Annotated in this window: 22 protein-coding genes; 10 read left to right on the top strand and 12 right to left on the bottom strand. The window is 74.4% G+C overall.

What is annotated here, in order from left to right; translation table 11 throughout:
- From PV343_RS26865 to PV343_RS26855, 3 genes are all read right to left on the bottom strand, one after another.
- Positions 1 to 3,129, bottom strand: a 3,129-nt coding sequence (locus PV343_RS26865; protein WP_415923515.1) for a CHAT domain-containing protein, incomplete at its 3' end; no start/stop codon positions are given.
- 37 nt (positions 3,130 to 3,166) lie between these two features.
- The gene (locus tag PV343_RS26860) at positions 3,167 to 4,045 is read right to left on the bottom strand and encodes a hypothetical protein (RefSeq protein WP_319149545.1); all 879 of its coding nucleotides are present in this window, start codon (positions 4,043 to 4,045) and stop codon (positions 3,167 to 3,169) included.
- Between the two features lie 10 nt (positions 4,046 to 4,055).
- The gene (locus PV343_RS26855; RefSeq protein WP_319149544.1) at positions 4,056 to 4,472 is read right to left on the bottom strand and encodes a hypothetical protein; all 417 of its coding nucleotides are present in this window, start codon (positions 4,470 to 4,472) and stop codon (positions 4,056 to 4,058) included.
- Positions 4,473 to 4,567: 95 nt separating this feature from the next.
- Between PV343_RS26855 and PV343_RS26850 the strand changes: the two genes are divergently transcribed.
- The 4 genes from PV343_RS26850 (at position 4,568) to PV343_RS26835 (ending at position 11,159) form a co-directional block, all read left to right on the top strand.
- Complete coding sequence (locus PV343_RS26850; RefSeq protein ID WP_319149543.1) at positions 4,568 to 8,569, top strand: right-handed parallel beta-helix repeat-containing protein; 4,002 nt, start codon at positions 4,568 to 4,570, stop codon at positions 8,567 to 8,569.
- Positions 8,570 to 8,713: 144 nt separating this feature from the next.
- Positions 8,714 to 9,844 carry an ABC transporter ATP-binding protein gene (locus PV343_RS26845; protein WP_319149542.1) on the top strand — a complete coding sequence of 377 codons (1,131 nt, stop codon included), beginning with the start codon at positions 8,714 to 8,716 and terminating at the stop codon, positions 9,842 to 9,844.
- A complete protein-coding gene (locus PV343_RS26840) occupies positions 9,841 to 10,494 on the top strand; it encodes an ABC transporter permease (protein ID WP_319149541.1) in 654 nt (217 codons plus the stop codon). The genes PV343_RS26845 and PV343_RS26840 overlap by 4 nt, the downstream gene beginning before the upstream one ends.
- Complete coding sequence (locus tag PV343_RS26835) at positions 10,491 to 11,159, top strand: ABC transporter permease (RefSeq protein ID WP_319149540.1); 669 nt, start codon at positions 10,491 to 10,493, stop codon at positions 11,157 to 11,159. The genes PV343_RS26840 and PV343_RS26835 overlap by 4 nt, the downstream gene beginning before the upstream one ends.
- A gap of 49 nt (positions 11,160 to 11,208) precedes the next feature.
- Here the strand turns inward: PV343_RS26835 and PV343_RS26830 are convergent, their stop codons facing one another.
- Genes PV343_RS26830 through PV343_RS26815 form a run of 4 tightly spaced genes read right to left on the bottom strand, consistent with a single transcriptional unit; the run spans position 11,209 to position 15,568 of the window.
- Positions 11,209 to 11,808: a GTP-binding protein gene (locus tag PV343_RS26830; RefSeq protein WP_387950858.1), complete on the bottom strand. Its 600-nt coding sequence runs from the start codon at positions 11,806 to 11,808 to the stop codon at positions 11,209 to 11,211.
- Positions 11,795 to 12,211 (bottom strand): DUF742 domain-containing protein, encoded by a 417-nt coding sequence (locus PV343_RS26825; protein WP_319149538.1) that lies wholly within the window; start codon positions 12,209 to 12,211, stop codon positions 11,795 to 11,797. Before PV343_RS26825 ends, PV343_RS26830 begins: the two co-directional genes overlap by 14 nt.
- Positions 12,212 to 12,227: 16 nt before the next feature.
- Positions 12,228 to 12,704 (bottom strand): roadblock/LC7 domain-containing protein, encoded by a 477-nt coding sequence (locus tag PV343_RS26820; RefSeq protein WP_319149537.1) that lies wholly within the window; start codon positions 12,702 to 12,704, stop codon positions 12,228 to 12,230.
- Positions 12,701 to 15,568: an ATP-binding protein gene (locus PV343_RS26815; RefSeq protein WP_319149536.1), complete on the bottom strand. Its 2,868-nt coding sequence runs from the start codon at positions 15,566 to 15,568 to the stop codon at positions 12,701 to 12,703. Before PV343_RS26815 ends, PV343_RS26820 begins: the two co-directional genes overlap by 4 nt.
- 218 nt (positions 15,569 to 15,786) lie before the next feature.
- Between PV343_RS26815 and PV343_RS26810 the strand changes: the two genes are divergently transcribed.
- From PV343_RS26810 to tatA, 3 genes are all read left to right on the top strand, one after another.
- On the top strand, positions 15,787 to 16,746 hold the full coding sequence (locus PV343_RS26810; protein ID WP_319149535.1) for an ABC transporter substrate-binding protein: 960 nt from the start codon (positions 15,787 to 15,789) through the stop codon (positions 16,744 to 16,746).
- Positions 16,747 to 16,990: 244 nt separating this feature from the next.
- On the top strand, positions 16,991 to 17,413 hold the full coding sequence (locus tag PV343_RS26805) for an ArsR/SmtB family transcription factor (RefSeq protein ID WP_319149534.1): 423 nt from the start codon (positions 16,991 to 16,993) through the stop codon (positions 17,411 to 17,413).
- 38 nt (positions 17,414 to 17,451) lie between these two features.
- Positions 17,452 to 17,727, top strand: a complete 276-nt coding sequence (tatA, locus tag PV343_RS26800; protein WP_319149533.1) for a Sec-independent protein translocase subunit TatA — start codon at positions 17,452 to 17,454, stop codon at positions 17,725 to 17,727.
- Between the two features lie 83 nt (positions 17,728 to 17,810).
- Here tatA and PV343_RS26795 read toward each other — a convergent pair whose 3' ends face one another.
- Positions 17,811 to 18,320 carry a DUF6114 domain-containing protein gene (locus PV343_RS26795; RefSeq protein ID WP_319149532.1) on the bottom strand — a complete coding sequence of 170 codons (510 nt, stop codon included), beginning with the start codon at positions 18,318 to 18,320 and terminating at the stop codon, positions 17,811 to 17,813.
- Positions 18,321 to 18,324: 4 nt separating this feature from the next.
- The gene (locus PV343_RS26790; RefSeq protein WP_319149530.1) at positions 18,325 to 19,023 is read right to left on the bottom strand and encodes a DUF6230 family protein; all 699 of its coding nucleotides are present in this window, start codon (positions 19,021 to 19,023) and stop codon (positions 18,325 to 18,327) included.
- Positions 19,024 to 19,695: 672 nt separating this feature from the next.
- Here PV343_RS26790 and PV343_RS26785 point away from each other — a divergent pair.
- Positions 19,696 to 20,349, top strand: a complete 654-nt coding sequence (locus PV343_RS26785) for a Tat pathway signal sequence domain protein (protein WP_319149529.1) — start codon at positions 19,696 to 19,698, stop codon at positions 20,347 to 20,349.
- A gap of 18 nt (positions 20,350 to 20,367) precedes the next feature.
- Here PV343_RS26785 and PV343_RS26780 read toward each other — a convergent pair whose 3' ends face one another.
- A complete protein-coding gene (locus PV343_RS26780; RefSeq protein WP_319149528.1) occupies positions 20,368 to 21,321 on the bottom strand; it encodes a lytic polysaccharide monooxygenase in 954 nt (317 codons plus the stop codon).
- Between the two features lie 434 nt (positions 21,322 to 21,755).
- Between PV343_RS26780 and PV343_RS26775 the strand changes: the two genes are divergently transcribed.
- Positions 21,756 to 22,403 (top strand): ScbR family autoregulator-binding transcription factor, encoded by a 648-nt coding sequence (locus tag PV343_RS26775; RefSeq protein WP_319149527.1) that lies wholly within the window; start codon positions 21,756 to 21,758, stop codon positions 22,401 to 22,403.
- 22 nt (positions 22,404 to 22,425) lie between these two features.
- On the top strand, positions 22,426 to 23,625 hold the full coding sequence (locus PV343_RS26770) for a damage-control phosphatase ARMT1 family protein (protein WP_319149526.1): 1,200 nt from the start codon (positions 22,426 to 22,428) through the stop codon (positions 23,623 to 23,625).
- On the opposite strand, the gene PV343_RS26765 is transcribed toward PV343_RS26770, so the two are convergent.
- Together PV343_RS26765 and PV343_RS26760 are read right to left on the bottom strand one after the other, a co-directional pair.
- Positions 23,602 to 24,864, bottom strand: a complete 1,263-nt coding sequence (locus PV343_RS26765; RefSeq protein ID WP_319149525.1) for a cytochrome P450 — start codon at positions 24,862 to 24,864, stop codon at positions 23,602 to 23,604. The two genes, PV343_RS26770 and PV343_RS26765, sit on opposite strands and share 24 nt — an antisense overlap.
- Positions 24,861 to 25,652 carry an alpha/beta fold hydrolase gene (locus PV343_RS26760; protein WP_319149524.1) on the bottom strand — a complete coding sequence of 264 codons (792 nt, stop codon included), beginning with the start codon at positions 25,650 to 25,652 and terminating at the stop codon, positions 24,861 to 24,863. Before PV343_RS26760 ends, PV343_RS26765 begins: the two co-directional genes overlap by 4 nt.
- Between the last annotated feature and the right edge of the window lie 86 nt (positions 25,653 to 25,738).

Below are 25,738 nucleotides of genomic sequence, written 5' to 3'. Positions count from 1 at the left end.
GCGCCGCCCCGGGGCGGCGCGCCGGCGGGCCCGGCTGTACAGCAGGGCGCGCAGCGTCGGCGTGTAGGAGGAGGCCACCCGGTCGAGGACCGCCGCGCCCGCCGGCGCGCCGGGTCCGTGGTGCCCGGCGGCGTGCAGCGGGAAAGAGTTGAGCACGCCGGACGGCGACCACCACAGGCGCGGCCAGGGCGCACCCGGTTCGGGCGGGCCGGTCAGCCCCAGGCTGTCCAGGACGGGTTCGGCCAGGACGTCCCACAGCCAGGCCAAGGTGCCGGTGAAGACCTCTCGCGCCTCGTGGTGCAGGGGGTCGCGCGGCCCCGCGGTCAGCACCTCGACGGCCAGCCGGAACGACTCGGCCTGCGCCACGAGGTCGGAGGCGTACAGCCGGGGCAGCCGCACCGTGCGCAGCCCGTCGGCGCCGAGCACGAGCGCGTCACAGCGGCGCGGATGGACGTTGACGCTGACCACGGGCCCCTCGGCGGCCGCCGGCAGCAGGTCGTCCAGGCCGAGCGGCAGCGGGGTGAGAAACCGCTGGAAGCCCGGCCGCCCCTGGAGTTCGGTGATCACCCGGGCCGCCTCCTCCTGCGCGGTCCGGTAGGCGGCCACCTCCTCCTCACCGGGCCAGCGGCCCGGCTCCGCGCGCAGGCGCAGGGAGTGCAGCCGGTCCAGCGCGGTCCGCAGCCGGTCGTGCAGCTCGGCGTCGGCGCCGCGCAGACCGGAGAGTTCACGCCGGGCGTTGAGCGCGGTGGACAGCAGATGGGCCCGGCCGTCCTCCAGGCTCTCCAGCGCCGCCACCGGGTCGCGGTCGTCGAGGGCCTTGGCGGCCTGGTCCGAGGCCAGCCGGGTGACCGCGCCGGCCGGCCGCCCGGCCGGCGCGGTCCCTTCACCGTCCAGCAACCCCACGTTGCGCAGCCGGGAGTTGACCGCCGAGGTCCACTGCGCCAGCAGCATCACCGTGCGCAGGTCCGGTTCGGGCGTCGCGGTCAGCTCGCGGGCGATGTCCACCGCCTCGGTGAAGTCGGTTTCCTCGGACCACAGCATGTACCGGATGAAGAGGGAGAAGGCCAGGGAGGTCCGGGTCTCGACGTGCTCCCGGCTGCCCGGGGCCAGTCCGGAGAGCCTGCGGCGGGCGGCCCGCACCCCGCCCTCCAGGTACCGCAACTGGTCGAAGGGCGACTCGAACGCGAACGCCAACGCCGTGTAGCCGCCGAAGAGTTCCGGTGTCAGCCCCATCTCCCGCAGACGCGTGGGCAGGTCCTCGATCATCCCGCGCAGCAGCGGCAGGGAGGCCCGCATCCGGGCGAGCCGCTCCTCGTCGGGGCCGGGGTCGTGCATGACCCGGAGCAGGGCCAGCATGGCCTGCCCCTCCTTCGCCACGCGGTACTCGGGGGAGCCCGGCGCGAGACGGGGCAGCAACCGCTCGTGGACCTCCTGGAGTTCGTCGAGCGGGGCGGTGTCCACCGGCTGCTGCGGTGGCGGCGGTTCCCGGTCGGCGCCGCCGCCCGTCATCAGGTCCGCAAGAGCCTGCGCGCGCTCGCCCTCGGGCAGCCTGGAGACGCGCCGCAGCTCCATCTCCACCGCCCTGGTCATCACGTCGTCGAGCGAGACCTCCTCGGGGTAGCCGAGCAGCAGGGTGCCGAAGTCCATCAGTTCCTGGCCGCGGCTGCCGCCGCCGGGCTCGCCCATGCCGAGCAGGCGCATCACCGCGGCGATGGGGTGGCCGTCCCCCTCGCCGGACAGCGCCGACCGCATCAGCCCGTCGATGGCGTCGGAGTCGGCCCGCTGCTCGGGGCTGAGGCCCGCCCGGGAGGACAGCTCGCCCTTCAGCACCGCGGCCCGGCGCATCAGCCGCCCGGCCCGCGCGGTCCGCTCGGTGTCCCCGGCGAAGTCCGCGTCGGCCCCGGCCAGCAGGTCGATGGCCTCCTGCGGCCGCTGCGCGGAGACCAGCGCGTCCGCCAGCCGCAGCAGGACGTCCGCCCGCCCGGGGTGGCCGGCGGGGGTCAGGCCGAGCAGCCGGCCCAGCACCTCGACGGCTTCCGCGGCCGGTCCGGCGGACCGGCCGCGGTCGCCCGGGGCCACGCCGAGCAGGACGGCCTCGGCGAGCCGGCCGAGGCGGTCGCGGAGCAGGTCCGTCTCCTGCGCCGGGGTGAGTGCGAGGGAGCGCCGCAGCGCGCCGACGGCCTCCTCCCGCACCCGCGGCCCCACCTCCTCGCCCGCCCCGGCGCTGAGGGCGTACGCCGTCAGGACGTACCCGAGGTCGGAGTGCATCTGGGCCACGTTCTCGTCGGCGGGCCCCGCGCACCGGGTCGCCGTGCGCAGCGCCTCGGCCGACTCCGCGAGCAGGGTGCGGTCCTCGCGCGTGCCCGCCCAGGCCAGCAGCGCGAGCCCGAGGCCGTTGGCGCAGCGGGCGCGGTTGGGATGGTCGTCCGGAGTGTCCGCGAGCGCCGTGCGCAGGACGTCCACGGCCTCGGCCAGCCGCTCCGGATCGGCCCCGGCGCCGCCGGCGCCCAGCAGCAGGGCGTAGCCGAGGTTGCAGCCGGCCAGCGCCCGGTCGGGCCCTTCCGGCGCGAGGCAGGGCATGGCCTGCCGGGTCAGCCGGGCGGCCGCCTCCCAGGCGGCCGGCCAGCTCAGCACGATGCCCAGCTCCAGCAGCAGCATCGCCACGTTCGACAGGGACGCCGCGTGCTCGTGGACGATCGCCCGCGGCTCCTCGGGCCGCCGGCCCCCCGGGCCGAGCAGCTCGTCCAGCGCGGCGCGCAGCGGCGGCGGCAGGACGTCCGGGGTGCCGGGCAGGTGGCAGTAGAACGGCGCGAGCAGCAACAGCCCGTACCGGGCCTCCTGTTCGGCGGTGGGCGCCTCGCGCCGGTCGTCGGCGCGGATCAGCAGCGTCACCCCGAGCGTGTACGCCACTTCCTGGTCGACGTCGTGGGCGCCGTCCGGGCCGGTGCCCACCAGGTGCCGCAGCAGGGCGTCGGTCTCGGCGCGCGCCTCCGCGGTGTGCAGCGCCGTGGTGCCGCCCGGGCCGCCGAGCCCGTCCAGCCGGGTGCGGACCGCGGCCAGCAGCCGCTCCCGGTCGGCCCGCCGGTCCGCGCCGGCCGGCTCCTGTGCCCCTGCCGCGTCCGTCCCCATGCTCCGCACCTCCTGGGCCCGCGTCCCGGCGGGTCCGTCACCTGTGCCGCGGTCCGGCTCCCTTGCGGAACAGCTCCGTGACCGCCGGTCCGGCGCTCGCCCGCACCGGGCGGGTCTCCGGGTCGAACCGCTCGAACAGTTCCGGCAGATGCACGTCCACGGCCGACTCCACCAACTCCGCGTACACGTCCACCCGTTCACGACCGCGCCGCCACGCCACCAGGGCCGCGACCGCCCCGGCCACGGCGGCCGGCCACCACACCGCGCCGAGGAGCAGGTACAGCACCGCCCAGCCGCCCAGGCGCAGCGCCTCGTCCAGCGCCTGCCGGGACTCGGTGAGCGGCGCGCGGGTGGAGTCCGGCAGCAGCAGCCACAAGCGGGGCCAGGCGTCCGCCAGTTCCAGCCGGTACTGCTTGCGGACGCGGACCGCCGGGGCTCGCAGCCGGTCCCCGAACCACGTCGGGCAGGCGGGCCGGACCAGCGCCACCTCGTTGCGCGCCGCCTCCAGGCCGCCGAGCGCGTCCGTGCCCTCGGCCGCCCGGCAGGCCTCGTCGCGCTCCGCCCACCGGCGCCGCCGCCGCTCGGTGAGCCGGTCCGCGAACCGCGTCAACGATCCCGGCCAACTGCCGCGCAGGGCGCGCTCGTACGGTCCCGCCAACGCGTCGGCCAGCAGCGCGGCGGTGAACGAGGCGGCCAGCACCCCGAGCAGCAGCACCGCCGTACGGGTCGAGCCCGAGCCGCCGGCGGTCAGCCCCCGCAGCCGGTGGCGCAGCGACTCTACGTCCAAGGCGTGCCGTTGGCCGAGCGTCAGACCGGCCGCCGCCAGCGCGGTGAACACCAGACCGGGCAGCACCAGCGCCGCGGCCCAGCGCTCGGCCAGCCGTCGGCCCATGTCGGTGACCAGCCCGGTGAGCATGCCGGGCCGCTCAGCTCTCGGCGTCGAAGCGCAGGGCCAGGTCGAACACCTCGCACACCGGCAGTTCCCGGTCCGCCCACCGCCGTTCACGGCGGGCGCATACCCCGCGCGGGCAGACGTGCTCGCCCTGCACCGCGTGCGGGCCGTCGTCGGCGACGGCGGTCGGCAGCGTCGAGCGGACCGTCCCCGGCGCACCCGAGCCGACCGGGCCGGCCGTCTCGCCCCCCTCCGGAGCCGTACCGGCGCGCAGCAGCCCGAGCGCGGACAGGTACTCCTCGACCGGCTCACCGTCCCGGGCGGCCCGCACGGCGCGGTCGATCACCAGCCGCTTCGCCGCCCCCACCGGACCCCGGTGCATCCGGCGCAGCCGGGGCAACTGGTCGCACAACAGGGCGACTTGCTCATCCCGTTCCTCAAGTGACGACACATCACCCATGGTAGTCGGATCCTCTACGCTTGATCCCGGGTTCGGCCCGACGGGCACCGGGGGCCGCGGCAGCGGCACAGCGGACGGGGGTACGGGTGGACGTCCTGCTCGGTACCGGGGACGGGGAAGGCGCCGCACGGGCCGCCGCGCCCGGCGCCCCGCACCCCGCGCGCGCTCCCGCGCCCCGCGCGGTTTTCCGCCGGGACCTGCGCACCGTGCGGAACCGGCTGTGGGCCGCCGCCGGCGCCGGGACCGGCGCGCTGGTGTGCTCCCTGTCCGCCGACGGCGCCCGCGCGGTGGGCGCCCCGGCGCCCGTGGTGGCCGAGAGCGTGCTCGGCGCGGCCGTCCTCGTCCTGCTCTGCCTGCGCCTGCTGCTCACCTCCCTGCCGCCGGTCGCGCTCGTCGCCGACGCCGACGGACTCCAGTGGCGCGGCCCGCTGCGCCGGCTGCGGCTGCCCTGGTCCGGCATCGACCACATCGGCGTGGTCCCGGCCGCCGACCGCCGCCTGCTGGGCACGGGACACCGCTTCCCGGAACTGCTCCTGGTGCGCACGGTGTCCCCGGCCGCCCGGCGCCGGCCCGGACTCCTCTTCCGCCTCGTCGAGCCGACGCCCGCCTGGGACCGGCACTGGGGCGGGCTCACCGTCGACCTGCGCCTGCTGGACGCCGACCCGGCCGCCCTCGACGCGGCGCTCGACGCGCACGCCGGCCCCCGCTGGCGCCGTACCGGACTGCCGCCGGACGTTCCCGGGGAGGGCGGTGGTCCCGCACGCCCGGCATCCGCACCGGGCGGCACCGCGCCGACCGGCGGGCCCGCGCATCCGGCATCGGCGTCGGGCGTCCCCGGGCAGGGCGGCGGGCCCGCGTATCCGGCACCCGCACCGGGCGGCCCTGGGGACGCAGGCCCGGCACCCGCACCGGGCGGCACCGCGCCGAGCGGCACGGCACCTGGCGGCACCGCACCGAGTGGCACCGCGCCGGCCGGCGGGCAGCTGATTCCGGGCCGCCTGCGCTCCCCGTTCGCCGCCGCCCTCACGCACCAGGGCCGCCGGCTGTCGGTGGCCGTATGGCTGCTGTGCTGCTGGGGCTACGGATGGCACAGCGCCGTCCGCCCCGCCGCCGGACCGCACTGGCCGTACCTGGGCGCCGCCGTCGCCGCCCCCGCCGTCGTCCTGACCCTGGCCGCCGCCGTCGACCGGCTGCTCGGCCGGCGGTGCGTCCTGCACCTGGACCCCGGCGGCCTCCGGCTGCGCGTCGGGGCGGACACCCGGACCCTGCCCCGCTCCGCGGCCACCCGCACGGCCATCGAGTCCCCGCCCGGTCCGGGTGCCGACCGCCGCCCCCGCTGGATCCTGCTCGTCCCCCTCGCCCCCGCGGAGTCGCGCCGGGGCTTCCAGGCCGCGCCCGACGGCACCGTCAGGGTCGCGCCGCCCCCGCCACCGCCGCCGGTCACCGAACCGCTGCGGGGCTGCTTCCGCACCGTACCCGGCGGCCCGCTGGAGATCGTCCCCGTGCTCGCGGGACCGGTCGGCGCACCCCACGGGCTCGGCGTGTACCCCGAACAACTCGTCCACGTCCTCGGCACCTACGGCTACCCCGTGTCCGGGCCGGTCCGCGGCAGCGAGGCCGCCCGCCGCTGGACCGGCCCCGCGCTCGGCCCCGTGCCGCCGCCCCCGGACCCGCCGCAACCGCCGCCCGCCTCCCGCACCGCCGCCGGGGAGGTCCGCGTCCTGCGGGTGGCCCGCTCGGCGACCCGCGGGCACCGCAGCATCGCGGCGGCGCTGCGCGCCCACACCGGCGACGGCCCCCTCTGCGTCCTCGTCGAACCGGGCCGCTACCCCGAACCCCTCGTCCTCAAGGGCGACGTGGAGATCCGCGCCGTCCGCGGGCCGGGCACCGTCACCGTCGAGCGCGCGGCCGAGACCGCGGTGAGCGTCACCGGCACCGCCGTCCTGGCCGGCCTCACCGTCGTCGCCCGCGGCAGGGCCGCGGTCGCGGTCGGCTCCGGCCGGCTCGCGCTGCGCGACTGCCGGCTGACCGGGACCGCCGGAGCCGTCGCGCTCAGCGCGGCGCCCGACACCGAGATCGCCGTCACGGGGGGCGAACTCCTCGTCGGCCCCGCCACGCTGGCCGGAGCGCGCGCCGTCTTCCACGGCACCCGGTTCGGCGAGGCGGGGGAGGACGCCCTCCTCGTCGCCGACGGCGCCCAGGCCGAACTGGCCGGCTGCTCCTTCGCCGACACCCGCGGCGCCGCCGTCCACGTCACCGGCGCCGGCAGCCACGCCCGCCTCGTCGACTGCGTGTTCACCGGGACCGGCGGACACGGCGTCCTCGCCGACCGGCACGGCGAGGCCGAGGTGCGCGAGTGCCGGTTCACCGACCTCGCCGGGACCGCGCTCGGCTTCCGCGAACAGGGCCACGGCACCGTCGTCGGCGCCCGGGTGAACGGCGCCAACGCCGGCGCCATCGTCGCCGGCGGCGCCGACCCCGTCCTGCGCGCCTGCGTCTTCGAGGGCTGCCGGGCCGTCGGCGTCCGGGTGACCGACGAGGGCGTGGGCCGGCTGGAGGACTGCGTCTTCACCCGCGCCTCCAACGCCGCCCTCCACGTCGACCAGCGGGGCCGGCTGCGCCTCGACGGCTGCCGCATCGACGGCGCCCGCAAGGGCGTGGTCGTGGAGAACGGCCACGCCGTCCTCGCCCGCCTGGAGGCCCGGGCCCTGACCGAGTCGGCGGTACGGCTGTGCCAGGACGGCACGGTCGAGGTCACCCGGCTGACCGCCGAGGACTGCCGCTACGGGGTGTACGCCTCCGACACCGGCTCGGCCGGCGAGGTCAGTGGAGCGGTCCTGCGCGGCCTGGGTGACAGCGCGCTCGTCCTCACCGGGTCCGCCCGGCTCACCGTCCGTGACGTCCGGGTCGAGGGCGCCCTCGGCGACGGCTTCTTCGTCCGCGACACCGCCGACCTCACCGCGCGCGGCTGCACGGTCGACGGTGCCGGCCGGCACGGCGTCCACCTCATGGACAGCGCCGCCCTGACCGCCGGTGGCCTCACCGTCACCGGCGCCGGGGCGCACGGGCTCCTCGCGGCGAACAGCAGCCACTTCGACGTCGGCGACAGCGCCCTCACCGGCAGCGGAGCGGACGGACTGCATGCCGAGAGCGGGGCCGGCGGCCGCGTCAGCGACACCAGGATCACCGGCAGCCACGGCGCGGCGGTGTCCGGCGAGGGCACCGTGCACCGCACCGCGGTGACCACCGACACACGGCCGCCGACCCCGGCGGAACCCGTGACCGGCGGCGACCCGCGCGCCGCACTCGACGCCCTGATCGGCCTGACCGAGGCCAAGCACCAGGTCCGCACCCAGGCCCACCTGCTCCGGCTGGCGGGACTGCGCCGCGCGGCCGGCCTGCCCGAACCGCCCGGCGGCCGCCACCTCGTCTTCTCCGGGCCGCCCGGCACCGGCAAGACCACCGTGGGCCGGCTGTACGGCCGGATCCTCGCCGACCTCGGCGTGCTGACCGACGGGCGGCTGGTCGAGGTGCACCGCAGCGACCTGGTCGGCCAGTACCTCGGCTCCACCGCGCTCAAGACCCGGGCCGCCTTCGACAGCGCCCGCGGCGGCGTCCTCTTCATCGACGAGGCCTACAGCCTGTCCCGCCGCTTCGGATCGGGACACGACTTCGGCCAGGAGGCCATCGACGAGCTGACCAAACTGATGGAGGACCACCGCGACGACGTCGTGGTGATCGCGGCCGGCTACCCGGCGGAGATGACGGAGTTCCTGACCGCCAACCCCGGTCTCGCCTCCCGGTTCTCGCGGACGGTGACCTTCCGGCCGTACGGCCCCCAGGAACTGGTGCGGATCGCACAGCACTTGGCGGAGAGGCACGGCTTCGAACTGGACGCCGGAGTGACGGAACTGCTCCTGGCCCGCTTCCGGGCCCGCGCGGCCGCGGGGGAGCCGGCCAACGGACGGGACGCGCGCACCCTGTTCGAGGACATGGTGGAACGCATGGCCGTACGCCTGGCGGAGGTGGAACGGCCGGGACACCAGGAGCTGCTGATGCTGCGCGCGGACGATCTGCCGCGATCCTGAACGGAGTTCGCCGGACCGGACGGCCCCTGCACGGGGCACGCCCGGCCGCCCCGGACTTCCCCGCCGACGTGCTGAAACACACGGCGTCTAGACTCTCCGGGCAACGGCCAAGTCTTCGCCGAAAACCGAAGGGCGCGCGGCGTTTTGATACGGATAGAGTCAGTCACCAAGCGGTACCCGGACGGCACGGTGGCCGTCGACCACCTGTCCCTGGAGATACCCGACCGCGCCATCACCGTCCTCGTCGGTCCCTCCGGCTGCGGCAAGACGACCACCCTGCGGATGATCAACCGGATGGTGGAGCCCACCGAGGGCAGCATCCTCCTCGACGGCCGCGACATCCGGCAGCAGCCGGTCGACACCCTGCGCCGGTCCATGGGATACGTGATCCAGAACGCCGGTCTCTTCCAGCACCGCACCATCGTCGACAACATCGCCACCGTGCCCCGCCTGCTCGGCTGGGGCAAGCAGAAGGCCCGGGCGCGGGCCGCGGAGCTGATGGAGCGGGTCGGTCTCGACACCGCGCTCGCCAAGCGGTACCCCTACCAGCTCTCCGGCGGCCAGCAGCAGCGCGTCGGCGTGGCCCGGGCGCTCGCCGCCGACCCGCCGGTGCTGCTGATGGACGAGCCGTTCTCCGCCGTCGACCCGGTCGTCCGCAAGGGCCTCCAGGACGAACTGCTGCGGCTCCAGGACGAGCTGGGCAAGACGATCGTCTTCGTCACCCACGACATCGACGAGGCCATCAAGCTCGGCACGATGGTCGCCGTGCTGCGCACCGGCGGCAGGCTCGCCCAGTTCGCGCCGCCCGCCGAACTGCTCAGCGCGCCCGCCGACCCCTTCGTGGAGGACTTCCTCGGCGCCGACCGGGGCATCCGGCGGCTGTCCTTCTTCCCGTCCGGCGACCTGGAGCTGCAGACCGCTCCCGTCGTCGCCGTCGACGCGGACGCGAAGCGGCTCGCCGCCCCCGGCCCGGCCCCCTACCTCCTCGTCACCGACCACGACGGCAAGCCGCTCGGCTGGGGCGCACCGGACGACCTCACCGCCGGAGAGATCGATCCCGCCCTGCTGCTGCCGTACGGGCGGCCGTTCGTGCCCGGCAAGGACTCCCTGCGCACCGCGCTCGACGGGGCCGTGCTGTCGCCGACCGGCTGGGCGGTGGCCGTCGACGGCGAGGGCCGTGCCGTCGGAGTCGTGTCCCAGCAGGTCATCGGCGAGGCGATCCGGGAGGCCCACGGCCGGGTGGCGGACCGCGCCGGCGTCGAGGCCGCGCGATGAGCGGCTTCTTCGACATCCCGAGCGACCTCCAGCACAGCTACGCCGGACTGATCGGACTGCACCTGCGCGAGGCGCTGCTGCCGGTGCTGGCCGGGCTGCTGGTCTCGCTGCCGCTGGCCCAGCTCTGCGTGCGGTTCCGCTGGCTCTACCCGCCCGTGCTCGGCGTGACGACCGTGCTGTACGCCATCCCGTCGCTGGCCTTCTTCGTCGTGCTCATCGACTACACCGGCCAGACCGAGACCACGGTGATGATCCCGCTCGCCGTGTACAGCCTGGTGGTGCTGGTCCCGGCGATCGTGGACGGCGTCCGCTCGGTCCCGCAGGAGACGCTGGCCGCGGCCACCGCCATGGGCCTTGGACCGCTGCGCCGGTACCTTCAGGTCCAGTTGCCCATCGCCGTGCCCGCGATCGTCGCGGGCCTGCGGGTCGCCACCGTCTCCAGCATCTCGCTGGTCAGCGTCGGCATGCTCATCGGCAACCAGGGCGCACTCGGCAACCTGCTGAACGACGCCAACATCTACCACCGGCCCGAACTGGCCGTGAACTCGGTGCTGACCACCGCCGTCCTGGCCATCCTCGCCGACGCCGTGCTCATCCTCGTCCGCTTCCTGCTCACCCCCTGGATGCCCAGGAAGGGAGCCACCCGGTGAACGTGCTCCACTTCGTCCAGGCGTTCTTCAGCGACGGCGCCCACTGGCACGGCTACGACGGCATCCCCACCCGGGTCGCCGAGCACATCGGCTACACCCTCGAGGCCCTGGCCATCGCCGCCGCCGTCGGCCTGCCCGTCGGCCTGGCCACCGGCCACACCGGACGCGGCGGCAACGTGCTCGCGCTGATCGCCACCGCGGGCCGGGCGCTGCCCAGCTTCGGTCTGCTGGTGCTGATGTTCATCTGGATCGGATTCGGCATGACGTCGGTGATGATCCCGCTGGTGGTGCTCGCCGTACCGCCGATCCTGGTCACCACCTACGAGGCGGTCCGCTCGGTCGACCCGTCCCCGGTGGACGCGGCGCGGGGCATGGGGATGTCCGAGACCCGGGTCCTGTTCCAGGTGGAGCTGCCGGTCGCGCTCCCGCTGATCCTGGGCGGCCTGCTCACCGCCACCGTCCAGATCGTCTCCACCGCCACCATCGCCGCGTACGTGAGCCTCGGCGGCCTCGGCCGGTTCATCATCGACGGCCTCTACCAGCGCAACTACGAGAAGGTCGTCGGCGGCGCCACCCTGGTGGCCGCCATGGCCCTGGCGAGCCTCGCCGTGTTCTGGGCGGTGTCCCGGATCGCGGTCTCGCCGGGGGTCCGCCGCAACGGCTGAGGCGGCGACGGCTGAGGCGGAAGGGGCCGAGGCCGTGACGGCCGCGGCCTCAGCCTTCGGTGCGGGCCAGCGCCTGTTCGAGCACGACGAGCAGCGCGTCCCGCACCGAGCCGCGCTCCCGGGCGTCGAAGACCAGCACGGGGACGCCCTCGGAGACGTCCAGGGCCCAGCGGACCTCCTCCAGGGAGTGCTCGACCTTCCCGTCGAAGGCGTTGACCGCCACGGCGAACGGGATGCCCCTGTGCTCGAAGTAGTCGACGGCCGCGTAGCAGTCGTCCAGACGGCGGGTGTCGACGACGACGAGCCCGCCGACCGCGCCCTCCACGATGTCGTCCCACATGAACCCGAACCGCTCCTGCCCGGGCGTGCCGAACAGGTACAGCTTGAGCGTCGGGTCGATGGTGACGCACCCGAAGTCCATCGCCACCGTGGTGGTGGTCTTGGCGGGGGTGTGCGTGAGGTCGTCCACGCCCGCGGCGACCTCGGTGATGGCCGCCTCGGTGGTCAGCGGCTCGATCTCCGAGATGGAGCCGACGGTGGTGGTCTTGCCCACGCCGAACCCGCCCGCGATCACCATCTTCACCGGCAGCGGCGGCCGTACGGCGGTGGGTGCGGCCGCGACCGGGGTGAGCGGTTCAGTCATGGTCACTCGGTACCCCTCGGGAGTCGGGGACGGCCCGCAGGCCGTCGATAACCCTGCGCAGGACGGAGGCGTCGTGGGCGGCCGCCACGTCGGGCAGGTGCACGGCGAGCTGCCCCGCCTCGTGCAGGTCCTCGGCCAGGACCCGGACCACGTTCAGGTGCAGCCGCAGCCGGGCCGCGACCTCCGCGACCGACTGCGGCAGCCGGCAGGCCGCGACGATGTCGTGCCGCTCGAAGGAGAGCCGGCCGAGCGCGTCGAGACCGGCGGCGGTGGCCACCACCTGGGTCTCCAGCGGCAGCGCCCGGCCGGAGGCGGGGTTCGCCACCCGGCCCGCGGTGACCAGGAACGGCCGTACGGCGGACGCCGGCCCGACCGGTTCGTGGCCCGGGAGCCGGGTGCCGTCCGCCATGGCGACGCGTCCCTCCTCAGCGGGCCGAAGCGGCGCCGACGCTGTTCTTCAGCTCCAGCACCAGCTGCGGACTGAGCGCGACCCCGGCGCGGTTGGCGAACACCGTCATCTCGTAGGCGATGTTGCCGAGCTTGGCGTCCTTGCCGGCGACCACCCCGAGGACCGCGCCGCTGCCGATCGCGGAGACGATGACGTGGCCGCCCTCCAGATCGATGATGACCTTGTTGAGGCCGCCCAGGCCGTAGTTGCCGGAGGCCCCGGCGGCCAGGCTGGTGATGCCCGAGACGATCGCGGCGAGCCGCTCGGAGTGGGCGCGCTCGCGCAGCTCCGACACGGCGATCAGCAGCCCGTCGGAGGAGACGGCGATGGCGTCGACGACGCCCGCGGTCTCCGTCGCGAAACGATTCAGCAGCCAGGTGAAGTCGGCCGCGGCGGCCTGCAGGTCGGTGGGCGCGGGGCCGTCCGTCGGGGTGTCACCTGTCGACGTGCTCACTGCTCGGCTCCTTCCGGAAGGTGGGTCTGGTCGTGCGCGGGGGGCGTGGGGTGCGCGGCGGGCGGCCGCGCGTGGGTGCCGGTGTCGCTGTGGGCGCGGGCCACCGCCGCCTCGAACTCCTCCAGTTCGCTGCGCTCCGCCTCCGCGTCCCGGGTCGGGGCGGCCTGCGGCACGACCTGCGCCGCCCCGGCGGTGGTACGGAGCGTGGCCCCGCGCACCCTGCGGCGCAAGGGGCGGGCGCCGCCGCCGGGGGCGGGCACCTCGGGCGGTGCCGTGCCGGCGGCTCCAGGGCGGGCGGCCTCCGGGGTGGCGGCCATGGCGGTGGCCTCGGAGGCGGGGGCGTCGGCGCCGACGGCCCCAGGGGCGGTGCTCTCGGCGTCGGCGGTCCCGGAACCGGTGGTCCCGGAACCTGTGGTCCCGGAACCTGTGGTCTCCGCGCCCGCGGTCCTTGTGCCGGTGGTCCCGGCGCCCGCGGTCCCTGCGCCGGTGGTTCCGGTGCCCGCGGTCCCTGTGCCGGTGGTTCCGGTGCCCGCGGTCCCTGTGCCGGTGGTCCCGGTGCCCGCGGTCCCTGTGCCGGTGGTTCCGGTGCCCGCGGTCCTTGAGCCGGTGGTCTCCGCGCCCGCCGTCCCTGAGCCGGTGGTCCCGGTGCCCGCGGTCCCTGTGCCGGTGGGCGTGTCGGCCGCCTCGGCGTCAGCCGTCCCGACGCCGGTGGCGTCCGCGTCGGTGATCTCCGCGCCGGTGATGTCCGCGTCGGTGGCCCCGGCGTCCCGGCGCGGGCGTCGGCGGGGCAGTTCACCGGCCGGTTCGCCCCGTTCGCCGGGCCCGCCGGACGGCACCGGCCCCGAGGCGGCGTCGGCGGGCGCGGGCGCCACGGCGACCGGGGACGGCGGCGCCGCCGTCACCGGAGTGAGCGTGAGCAGCAGCGACGCCGGCAGCGTCACCTCCGCCGTCACACCGCCACCCGGGGTCCGGGTCAGCTCGACGCCGATCTCCCAGCGGCGGGCCAGCGCGCCCACCACGAACAGGCCCAGCACCTTCGTCGGCACCAGGTCCAGCCGCTCGCGGCGGATCAGCCGGGCGTTCTCCTCGGCCAGCCGCGCGGCGCTCATACCGAGGCCGTGGTCGGTGACGACGATGTGGGCGCCCTCGGGGCCGGACCGGACGGTCACCTCCACCGGGTTGCCCTCGGGCGAGAACGAGACCGCGTTCTCCAGCAGTTCGGCCGTCATCAGCGTGAGGTCGCCGATGATGTCCGGCTCGACCATCGCGTCCGACGCCGCGTACAGCCGGACCCGCGGATAGCCCTCGATCTGCCCGAGCGCGGCCCGCACCACGGTCGACAGCGGCAGGGGCTCGCCGGCCAGCGCCGTCTCCCGGATGCCGGCCAGCAGCATCAGACTGTCCGCGTTGCGGCGCAGGCGTACGGCGATGTGGTCGATGGAGTACAGCCGCTCCAGCAGCACCGGGTCGGTCTCACCGCGCTCCACGGAGTCCAGCAGCGCGAGCTGGCGGGTGGTCAGGTTGCTCACCCGGCGGCCGACGTTGCCGAACATCTCCGCGGTGTTGCGGCGGCTGACCACCTGACGGGCCAGCAGCGCCGCCGCGGTCGTCTGCACCCGGTTGAACGCCTCCGCCAGGTCGCCGATCTCGTCGCGCGCGGTGACCGGCATGTCCCGCAGCCGGGGCGGCCCGTCGTCCTCGGCGTCGTCGTCGGCGACCCGGGCCAGCTCGCGGCCCGCCACCTCCTCGACCTCGCGCGCGGCCTCGGTGAGCGCCTGCACCGGCCGCACCACCGAGCGGCGCACCAGTACGGCGAAGGCGATCCACAGCGCGAGTCCGAGCAGCGCGCCGTACAGCAGCGATCCGGCCCGCCACTGGGCGGAGTCCGCGTCGGCGTCGGCGCGGTCGGCGATCTGGCCGATCAACGAGGTGGTGATCGCCAGCCGGGACGCGGCCTGGTGGGAGTAGTCCGGGTAGTCGGTCAGCGCGCGCTGCACCGCCCGCCGGATCTCGTCCCGAGAACCGGCCTCCAGCCTGGTGGGATCGATCTGCAGGTCCGCGTACGCCTGCGCGATCCTCTGCTGGGCCGGGGAGCGGTCCATGCCGGCCAGCTGCCGCGCCTGCCGCTCGGTGGCGAACCGGGCGAAGCGCTCGCTCTGGTGGCGGTACAGGTCGTTGGAGCCGACCGCGTGGGTGAACTCGATCAGCGCGTTGGTGTCCCCGGTCGTCGCGGAGAACACGCTGGTCTCGAAGGCGCCGTGGGCGGCGTCCGCGCGCAGCAGGGAGTCGAGCAGGTTGCCGGTGAAGGTGGCGGCGAGGTCGCTGTCGCGGTCGAGCCCCAGACCGTCGATGAGGCCGTCGGCCGCGTCCGTGTAGGCGGGGTCGATGTTGTCGGCGGGCAGATAGCCGCGTTCCACGCTCTGGCGCAGGCTGGACAGGCCGTCGACGTCCTTCAGGGCCTGCGAGCCGGTGTCCGTGAGCCGGTCGCCGAAGGTGGTGCGCACCCGCCTGGCCTGGGCGTCCACCGAGGTCTGCGCGCTGCGGTAGGCGGACAGCGAGGGCGCGGAGTAGCCGGACTCGTAACGCGCCGAGAGCAGGACCGCCTGCTGGTGCTCGGCCTCCAGACGGTCCACGAGCCGGGCGACCTGGGCGCTGTCCCGCACCGTCCGGGCCGCCGACTCGGCGCTGTCCGACTGCCGCATCAGATCGGTGACGAGGTACCAGAGCAGAACGGCGACGACGGCGAGCGGGATGCCGACGAGCAGGTTGAGCTTGCGACGGAAGGGCCAGCGGTCGGTGAAGTCCCCTATACCGCTGCGCACCGGGGCACGCCGGGCGGGCGCGTCCACCTCGTTCGTGGACACCGGGCCTCCTTCGTGGGACGCCTTCCGGCGGAAGCGGGCCCCGTGCACCGCTGTGACCGATATCAACTTCGGTGAGACTACCTGCTCCTTGAAGCATCAATATGCTCGGCCTTTATCAAGAATCCGTTACAACAAGCTCCCAACTGGTCGCAGATCGAAGCCAATCGGTGATCTGAAGGCACTTGACTGATGAAGAAGCGGCTGGATTGGATCAGTGGGTGACTCACACCAACCGCATCAGCAGGACCATCCGGAGGAACCGAGGCGCGGCGGTGGTCGCCCTCGCGGCGGCTACGGCTCTGCTGGCGGGCTGTAGCTCCTCCGACGACAAGGGCAGCGATCCCCTTTCGGACAAGAAGGCGAGCGGCGACGGCGTGGTCGTCGGCTCCAACAACTTCGCCGAGAGCATCCTCCTCGCGGACATCTACGGCGAGGCCCTCAAGGCCAAGGGCATCAAGGTCACCTACAAGCCGAACATCGGCAGCCGCGAGACCACTTACGGCCTGCTCAAGAACGGCTCCATCTCCGTCCTGCCCGAGTACAACGGCGCGCTGCTGGCCTACCTCGACCCGAAGGCGGCACCGACGTCGGCCGAGGAGACCACGTCGGCCATCCTGAAGAAGCTGGACCCGAAGCTGACGGTGCCCATGTACTCGCCGGCGCAGAACAAGGACTCGGTGACCGTCAACGCGAGCACCGCGAAGAAGTACCACCTCACCGAGAAGTCCTCGATCGCCGACCTGAAGCCCGTCGCGAAGGACCTGACCATCGGTGCCTCGCCCGAGTTCCAGACCCGGCGACAGGGCCTGGCCGGCCTGAAGGACGTGTACGGGCTCGACTTCAAGACCTTCAAGGCGCTGGACGCGGGCGGTCCGCTCACCCAGACGGCGCTGACGAAGGACGCCGTGCAGGTGGCGGACATCTTCACCACGGACCCGACCATCGCCAAGGAGAAGTTCGTCGTCCTCCAGGACCCGAAGAACCTCTTCGGCTTCGAGAACGTGCAGCCGCTCGTCCGCAAGGACGCCCTCGACAAGAAGGGTGTCGCGGCGCTCGACGCGGTCTCCCGCAAGCTGGACACGGCGACCCTGCTGGACCTGGACACCCAGGTGCAGTCGCAGAACAAGGACCCGCTGGACGTCGCCAGGGCCTGGCTGAAGTCCGCCGGTCTCGACTGACCGTCAGCGGCGCGGCCACGACCGCCGCTTCCGCCGGTCCGAACGACGCGGGTGTCCCCGGATTTCCGGGGGCACCCGCGTCGTGTGCGTCACGGCACCCTCGCACCGCGGCCCCGGCACGCGCCCGCGACCTAGACTGAACCCCGGACACATTCACACACGGCGCACGCACGGCTCATGTACAGGTCACGTACGGTTCACACCTGACGCGTGTACAGCGAGGAGCGGCAGGAGGACGGCGACGATGGGGACGCCCCGCACCGGCCGGCAGGATCCCTCGGCCGAGGTGCTCACCGAGGCGGCCGCGGCCTTCGGACTGCTCGCCTCACCCGCCCGGCTGCACATGGTGTGGGCGCTGGCCCACGGCGAGAGCGACGTCACCGGGCTGGCCGAACGGGTCGGCGGCGCGCTGCCCGCGATCAGCCAGCACCTGACCAAACTCAAGCTCGCCGGCCTCGTGCGCTCCCGCCGCGAGGGCCGCCGGCAGGTGTACTTCGTGGACCCCGGGGAGCAGGCCGCCGTCGTGGACGTCGTACGCCTCCTCGTCGGCCGGCTCGCCGAGCGGGAGACGGCCGACGCCGTCCCGGCCCCGCGCACCGCCCCGCCGGGCCCCCGGCCGCGCGATACAGCGGGCGTATGGAGCCGCCCCGGAGCATCGGAGTCCTAGGCCGTCGGGAAGAACCTGAGAACTGGGAGGGTGCGGTCATGCTCCGCAACGGACTCGAGCCCTGGCACCTGCTGATCCTCGCCGTCGTGGTCGTCGTGCTCTTCGGCTCCAGGAAGCTGCCGGACACCGCCCGGTCCCTGGGCAAGTCGCTGCGCATCCTCAAGAGCGAGGCGAAGGCGATGAAGGAGGAGATCGGCAAGGACTCTCCGGCCGCCACCGCTTCTGCCGCCGCCACGGCGACCACCGCCGGCCCGGACCGGGGCACCGCCTCGCCCGCGGAGCCGACGGCGGTCGGCGCCGGGGCGGACGCGTAGCCTCCGGCGGTCGGCGAGACCGCGCCGGGGCGGACGCCCGGTCCCCGTCGGCCGCGGTCCGGTGGCCGGTTCGGTCCGCCGCCTCAGGCCGTCTCCCCGGCTCCCGCGCCCGCACCGGCTCCCGTTCCGGCACCGGTGCCCGCACCCACGCCCTCGGCCGGGCCCCCGGCGGGGCCCTGTGACGCGGCCCGTGCCTGCTCGCGGCGCTTTCGGCGGCTCACCCGGGGCTCCTGGTCGGGGAGCCAGCCGAAGGCGAGGCAGCTGCCGACGGCGCCGAACAGGAGGCCGACGAAGAAGCCGCCCAGGTTCGAGGTGAGCCAGGTGCCCAGCGTGACCAGGATGCCGGTGATCGAGTAGAAGAGGCGCTGGCTCGGGTTGAAGAGGATGAGCAGGCCCAGCAGCACCATCAGCGTCGGCAGCAGGTAGCCGGCCAGGCCCTGCATGCCGATGTGCATCACGACCTTCAGCGAGGCCTTCTCGGTGAGCAGGATCTCGCCGCCGCCGAGGGCGAGCAGCAGCCCGCCCCAGAACGGCCGGCGGGCCCGCCATCCCCGGAAGGCGGGCCTCAGCGCCTGACGTGGACGGCCCGGCACGGGATCAGCAACCCGAGTCGCTGAAGCGGAGCCTGAGCCCGGGCAGCTTGAAGACGCCCGCGGTGGTCGCGTAGTTGGTCTGCCGCAGGTTGCCGATGTGGACGGTGTCGGCCTGCTGGCTGAAGACGCCGATCGGGCCCTTCGCGTTCGCCTTGTCCAGCGTGCTGGCGTCGTTGCCGATCTCGATGTTGTCGAACGCCGCGTCACCCGACAGCTCGGTCGAGTCGGTGGTGAGGTCGGTCGCCTTCACCTTCTGCCGGCCGCCGCCCGCGGTGATCAGCAGGTTGGTGCCGCCGAGGTCGACGCTCTGGCACAGCCTGGTCAGCGTGGCCTTCTTGATCGCCGAGGTGACGACGAGCACCTGGCCGCCGGTGTCCCCGGCGTTGGGGCTGCCGTCCGCCATGTTGTCGAGCCCGCCGAACTGCTCGAACCCGGTGCCGTCGAGTTCGGTCGCGGTGACCGTGAACGGCATGCCCGAGATGGCGAACTGCACACCGAGCGCCCCCTCCGAGGTCAGGATCGCGAGGCCGGCGGCGACCAGGGTGGCGGGCACCGCCATGACCGCGGCCCGGCGCAGACGCACCCGGCCCCGTCTCCCACCGGCGGCGGGGGCCCCCGGGGCGGCGGACGCTCCCGCTGGGGAATCGCTTTCAGGGTGCTCGGGTGTGTTGTCGGCGGACGAGAGGTCCGGGGACGAGGCCATGTCTGCTCCCATGGGCATAGATCAATGCGGGTTGGGCTTCAGTGGCGCGGTGTCCTGGCGCGGACGGCGGCTGCCGCGCACGCCTCCTCGCACTCCCGGCGGATGCAAGGGCTTTCTCGTTACGCGACAGTAGCCTTCGAGGAAGTTACCGCCGGTTACATTGAAGGGTCAAGGGAGTTGTGAAAAAAGGGTGTCGGATGTGCGGGGACGCCCTCGTGCCTGGTCGGGAGGCGGTATCCGGGCCGTCGTCATGAAGCTCAACTCGCCTATGTGGTCTTGACGTTGATGACCCATCAGGTCTACAACTCTCCCTGGTTTCACCGGATCCGTGGCGCCGGATCCGTCGAGCGGCTCGGACCGCTTTCCCGGCCTTTCTCAGGCACCCCGCACCGCCCCTCACGCGGCACCGGCACGGTCGTTCTCCCTCATGGCCCGTGCCCCGCCGCGCCCTGACCGGCCCGGCCGGAGGCCTACCCCCGAGGTCTTCGGCCGGCGCCCGGCCGGCCGCCGTCGCCGGTCCGCCACGTACGGAGAAGGCGTCGCGGACCGGCGACGGCGGCGCACCCACCGCGCACCTCCACCCCCACCCCCCGCCAAGCGCTGCCGCGTTTCCGAGCCCCACCCCCCCACGTCACCCCACATCGCCCCCCACCTCGAAGGAGAGGCATCCGCATGCGTACGCGATCCCTGCTCGCCCTCGCCGGAACCGTCACCGCGCTCACCGTGGCCGCGGCCGTCCCCGCCTCCGCGGACGGCGCCGCCGTGCTGACCACCGGTGCCGTCGGCGGCACCGCGGCCGCCGTCGGCGACACCCTGACCGCGCCGCTGGCCACCGGCACCTCCGCCACGCTGTACTCGAGCCCGACCGGCACCAGCGGCGTCACCTGCACGTCGTCGCAGTTCACCGCCACGGTCGCGAGCAACCCGGCCGCCCCCGGCACGGCCACCGAGTCGGTCACCGGGCACTCCTTCGCCGCCAGTAGCTGCACCAGCAACGTCACGGGTGTGCTCGGCGTCAGCGCCATCACGGTCGACAACCTGCCCTACACCGCGACGGTCGCGTCCGACGGCACCCTCACCGTGTCGCCGGCCAGTGGCTCCACCGTCCAGACCACGGTCAAGCTGCGCACCCTGCTCGGCACCATCACCTGCGTCTACCGGGCGCCGGGCCTGACCGGCAAGGCCGACAACAGCGACAGCAGCATCTCCTTCACCAACCAGCAGTTCACCAAGTTCTCCGGCTCGTCGCTGTGTTTCGCCAACGGCTACTTCACCGCCAAGTACGCGCCCGTGACCGACGCGGGCGCCCCGGTCTACGTGAACTGATGCGGACCTAACGGCAGTTCAGCGCCGACGCAGACGCAGGAACAGGGCGGCGCCCCCGGTGAGCACCAGCACCGCGGCGGCGCCGCCCGCCAGCACGGGGGCCGAGGGGCCCGTGTCCGCACGGGTGGTCTCGGCCACCGGCGTGCCGTCGGCGGTGGCCGTCCCCGCCCCCGGCTCCGCCGCGCGCTCCTTCGTCCCGGTGGCGGCCGGACTCCCCGTCGACGGGTGCGCGGCCGGGTGCGTGCTTGCCGTCCGGGTCGGCCGGGGGCTCGCCGGCGTGTGCGAGGCGGGCGCCGTCCTCGTGGGCCCGGCGGCTCCGCCCGTCCGCGTGAAGTCCACGTCGGAGCAGGAGTAGTACGTGTCCGGCGTGCTGCTGTTCTGCCAGATCGTGTACAGCATCTGACGTCCCGTCCGGTCCTTCGGCAAGGTCGCCCGGATGTGGTACGCGCCGTTCGTCAGGGGCGGGTCCTTGACCTCGGCGAAGGGCCGCGCGGGCAGGTCGGACCACTTCAGCGGCTTCTCCGGGTCGTAGCCGGGCCTGGTCAGGTACAGCCGGAACGTGCCCGCGTGCGCGATCGTCGAGGCGTACGTCATCGTCAGCCGTCCGCCCGGGCTCAGCCGGGTCGCCGGCCAGTCCCGCCGGGCCAGGTCGAGCCCCCGGTAGGCGGGCAGGTTCCCGCTGCACAGCCTGCCGTCCGGGATCACCTGCCGGTCCCGGCCCGCCACCCCCGCCACGCGCAGGTTGTCCCAGGCGGTGAAGGGGGCGCCGTTCGCCGCGATCGCCGCCCGGCAGGCGGCCGACCGGTTCGCGCTGCCGCCCTCGGGCGAGCAGGCGTACACCCGGCTCACCGGGTCCGTGGGGGCGCCGTGCGCCTGGGCGGGCCCCGCCGTCCACGGCAGGAGCAGCAGCGGGGCCGCCGCGGCGGCCGCCGTGACGCCCAGGCGGGCGGTCGTCCGGGTCATCCGGGTCATCCGGGACGTCTCCTCGGGAGGCGCGGAAAGGGTCTGCCGCATCCAGTACGGGTCGCGCGCCCCCCGTGTTCACCCGCCCGCGAGTCCGGGACGGACCGGCGCCGAGCACCCAACCGGTCGGGCGGTTTCTGGCAGCGCCCCTCAGTAAGAACCGCGTGGAGGTGCAGGGCGTCCCGAGCGGGATCGATCAAAGCCTGCCCGGTCACCACCACTTGGCCATCGGAGACGTCGGGGGTGTGGCAACTGGGTTAATTTTCGCGGGTGGTTTGCGAAACCGCAGGTCGCGTGCCCGCCCCGGCGCGCGCCTCCCGCGAGCTGTCGGCTTCCGGTGCGGACCACCCGACTCTCATTCGCCGTGGGTGAGTTATCGTATGGGCGGGGCCAAAACAAACCGCGTGTCCCGTTCGGAAGTGCGGCGAGGAGGGGGTCAGACGATGGCGAGGCAGTTACGTGCTGAGCAGACCCGGGCGACGATCATCACGGCCGCGGCCGACCTGTTCGACCGGCAGGGCTACGAGTCCACCAGCCTGAGCGACATCGTCGGCCACGCACAGGTCACCAAGGGGGCGTTGTACTTCCACTTCGCCGCCAAGGAGGACCTGGCGCACGCCATCCTGGAGCTCCAGTCCAGAGCCGCACAGCAGGTGGTGGCCGACGTCGAGGGGCGGGGCTACTCCTCCCTGGAGGCGCTGATGCGGGCCACGTTCGCCGTCGCCCGGCTGGCCGTGGACGACCCGGTGCCGCGCGCCGGACTGCGGCTCGCCACCGCCGACGTCGTCGTACGGGCGCCGCTGCGACACCCGTTCACCGAGTGGCTGGACTTCGCGACCCGCAAGCTCAACGGCGCGGTCAAGGAGGCCGACGTGCACCCCGAGACCGACGCCCGGGTCGTCGCCCACTCCCTGGTCTGCTTCTTCATCGGTACCCGCGTCGCCGGCCGCTCCCTCGAACCGGTCGGACGGCTGCCCCGCAGGGTCGCCGAGATGTGGCACCTCGTGATCCGGGGACTGGTGCCGGTCCACCGCCGCCCCCGCTACCTGACACTCGCCACGCAGCTGGAACGGGAGATCAGAACCTGCTGAACAGCGCGGTACGGTGACGGCCATGCCCGATATCCGCACCGCGCCCGTGATCCTCGGCGACGAACCCGGCTCGTTCCCGCACAGTGTGCTGGCCGAGCGGCACCCCGCGATCATCGAGCAGGTGCGCGAGGCCTTCCCGTACGGCCCCGGGCAGCACCGCGCGCTGGACGAACTGCTGAGCGCCTGCGCCGAAGGCGTGATCGAACCGCTGCCCGGGGACGCCGCCGACCTGAAGCTCTGGCGCGCCTGGGGCCTCGACGAGTACGCCGGGCGCTCCTGGTTCGACGTGCCGTGGCTGTGGTCCGAGAGCTACTTCTACCGCCGGCTGCTCGAAGCCGTCGGCTACTTCGGCCCGGGCGCCTGGCAGGGCGTCGACCCCTTCCGCCCGTTCAAGCGCGCCGAGCTCGACGCCCCCGAGACCGACGAGGAACTGGCCGCGCTCGACGCGCTCCAGGACCGTCCGGAGCGGGAGCGGGCCCGCGCCCTGCTGCACGGCTCCCTCTGGGGCAACCGCGCCGACCTCGGCTTCCGCCTGTCCGCCGAGGGCGCCGAGGCCGCGGCACCGGTCCCCGCCCTGGTCGCCGACGACAGCGAGACCTTGTGGTCGCTGCTGCCGCCCTCCGGCACCGGCACGCTCGTCCTGGTCGCCGACAACGCGGGCCGCGAACTCGTCCCCGACCTGCTCCTGATCGCCCACCTCCTGACCGAGGGCCGGATCGGCCGGGTGGTGCTGCACGTCAAGCCGTACCCCTACTACGTCTCCGACGCCACCACCGCCGACGTCGTCGACGCCCTGCGGCGCCTCGTGGCAACGCCGGGCGCGGCCGCCGGATACGGGCGCGTCCTGTGGACCGCCATGGCCGACGGCCGCCTCACCACCGCCGCCCACCCCTTCTCCCGCGCCCCGCTGCCGTACGCCGACGCCCCGGACGACCTGCGCGCCGAGTTCGCGGCGGCCACCCTGACCGTCTTCAAGGGCGACCTCAACTACCGCCGCCTGGTCGGCGACCGGCTGTGGCCGCCCACCACCCCGTTCGACGAGGTCACCGCGTACTTCCCCGGCCCGGTCGCCGCCCTGCGCACCCTGAAGTCCGATGTGGTCACGGGACTCACCGCCGCCACCGAGAACACCCTGGTCGCGGCGGAGGGACAGCGCTGGCGCACCAGCGGCACGCATGCCCTGATCCAGGTCGGCGGCTCACGCCACGGTGAGCGGAAGTGACTTGAGCCCGTTGATGAAGTTGGAGACCAGCCGTACGGCCGGCGCGGCGAGCCGCGGGCCGGGCACCGCGCGCAGCACCTCCTCGTACAGCAGCCGCAGTTGCAGCCGCGCGAAGTGGGTGCCCAGGCACACGTGAGGACCGTCTCCGAACGACACGTGCGGATTGGGGGCGCGGGCGAGGTCCAGCCGGTCCGGTCCGGCGAACACCCGCTCGTCACGGTTGGCCGAGGCGTGGAACACCACGACCTTGTCACCCGCCCGGATCCCGCGCCCCGCCAGATCGGTGTCCACCGCCGCCGTCCTGCGGAAGGTCAGCACGGGCGGGTGCCAGCGCAGCAGCTCCTCCACCGCCGACGCCGGACCGACCTTCCCGGCACGCAGCAGGCCGTACGCCTCGGGATGTTCGGCCAGGGCCAGCAGACCGCCGGGTGCGGCGCTGCGCACGGTGTCGTTGCCCGCCACGGTCAGCAGGAAGAAGAACATCTCCAGCTCGGCGCCTTCGAGTTCGGCGTCGTGGGCGAGTGTCGTCAGGATGTCGTCGGCGGGATACCGTCTTTTGTATACGGCCAGCTGCCGCGCGTACGCGAACATGTCCCGCAGCATCGCCGGCGACCGGGGATCGACCGGCCTGCCCGCCCCGTCCAGCACCGGCGCACCCGCCTCGTCCGGGTCCTGGTAGCCGATGACCCGCTGCGTCCAGTGCAGCAGCAGCCCCCGGTCGCTCTCCGGCACCCCCAGCAGATCGGCCAGGTTGAGCAGGGCGTACTCGTCGGTGACGGCGGCCACCACGTCGACCGTGCCGTCGCCGGACCGTGCCTCCTCCAGCGCCCGCGCGAGCAGCCTCCGGGCCCGCTCACGCGCGACGGCCGCGAACCGGTCCACCCGCCCCGGCGTGAACGCCCGGCTCACCAGCCGCCGCAGCCGGCCGTGGCCCGGCGGGTCCTGATTGAGCATCATCCGCCGGATGAACGGCAGGTCGTCCGGGTCCGGATCGCGGATCTGGGTGGCGCCGACGTACGAGGAGTACGCCGCGGAGTCCTTGAGCACGTGGACCACGTCGGCGTGCCGGGTCACCGCCCAGAACCCGGGCCCGGCGGGCCAGCCCAGCACCTCCGGCTCGTCCTGCCAGGCCACCGGGTGGTGGTCGCGCAGCAGGCGGTAGTCCGCGTACGGCACCCCGGCCGCGTACCGGCGCGGGTCGAAGACGTCCGGCACCGGCGGGGCCGCGCGTACGCTCACGCCGGCCCGCCCGCGCCCGCGGTGTCAGGCCGCAGGAAGTCCTCCACCACGCGGATCAGCTCCAGCGGCGTCTCGTCCATGGCGTAGTGCCCGGCGCACGGCAGGGAGGCCAGGCGGGCGCGCGGGTACCAGGACATCCACGTCTCGCGCATCAGGGCGGGTGACAGCGCCGGATCGAGCTCACCGGCCACCGCGAGCGCGGGCACCTCCGAGCCCACGACGTCCGCCCGGAAGTCGTCGCCCGCCCAGGAGTCCAGCCAGGCCCGGAACGCCTTCGCGTCGCTGCGCGCCAGCGAGCGGTCCACCATCCGGTCCAGCCAGGCCGCCGGCCGGCGGCCACCGGTGGTGAAGTCGATGATCGCGCGCCGGTTCTCCGGCCGGTGCGCCGCCTCCGCGAAGAGCACGCCCTGCTCGCCGGGCAGCGGCAGCCCCGAGGCCGGCACGGGGGAGACGCCGACGATCCGGCGCAGCCGGTGCGGGGCGACCGACAGCAGCCGCTGCGCCACCGCGCCGCCCATGGAGTGCCCGACCACCGAGAACCGCTCCCAGCCCAGCCGGTCGGCCAGCTCCACCAGGTCCACGGCCGCCTCGGTCGTCGTGTACGAGCCCACGGCGTCCCGTGCCTCGCCGTAGCCGCGCAGGTCGACCAGCGCGTAGGTGAAGGAGGAGCGGTCGAGGTCGGGCAGGACGGGCGCGTAGGCGGACCGGTCGGCGAACCAGCCGTGCACGGCGAACACCTGGTGGGCGCCGTCGCCGTGCACCTCATGAGGCAGCGCGAAGGAGGTCATGCGCCTACGGTGGCCCGCGCGCGGGAGCTCGGCAAGAGCGCGGACGGGTCGGACGGGGTGCACCGGGAACGTACGGGTGCGACACC

The sequence above is a fragment of the Streptomyces sp. WI03-4A genome (assembly GCF_033792105.1).
GTDB lineage: Bacteria > Actinomycetota > Actinomycetes > Streptomycetales > Streptomycetaceae > Streptomyces > Streptomyces collinus_A.
The sequence above is the reverse complement of the archived record's forward strand: the minus strand, read 5'-3'. Positions and strand labels throughout refer to the sequence as shown.